Raw genomic sequence first — 424 nt, 5'->3', positions numbered from 1 at the left:
CAACTCATTAGTATCCTATTATGTTCTTCTACAATGTTTAAGATGAGAGAACTCCTGTTACGTAAGAAACAGAAAGAGCTAAGTGAATATAAAGCGATGTACATAATTAAAGATTATTTTTCACTTTTTCACCAAGCATTACACAAAAACACCCAAGAGCTATCAAAGGTTCTCCTTCGTCTGTTTAACCTCCTACAGCACAACGGACGAAAATCTCATCGATACGAGAAAAAGACAGTCTTTGATATTTTGGGTGTTGTCTATGAGTATACCACTTCTACTCATCAGGTAGCATAGTAAAAAAATTCAAACCCGTCAGGGTTTATTTGATATGCCTACTTTTATAACATCTATAAACGATAATAAAATACTACGTGAAAAGACCGCATTTTGTATAAATATATCCCTTAAGTTGATGGGTGTG

1 pseudogene is annotated in these 424 nt (G+C 34.0%); it reads left to right on the top strand.

Going from position 1 to position 424, the window contains the following annotated elements:
- Positions 1-297, top strand: a pseudogene (locus VK90_RS27160) (IS4 family transposase); the annotation flags it as partial.
- Positions 298-424: the final 127 nt, after the last annotated feature.

The sequence above is a fragment of the Bacillus sp. LK2 genome (assembly GCF_001043575.1).
Taxonomy (GTDB): Bacteria; Bacillota; Bacilli; order Bacillales; family Bacillaceae_G; genus Bacillus_A; species Bacillus_A paramycoides.
Note: the sequence above shows the minus strand (reverse complement) of the source record. Positions and strands in the feature narration are given on the sequence as shown.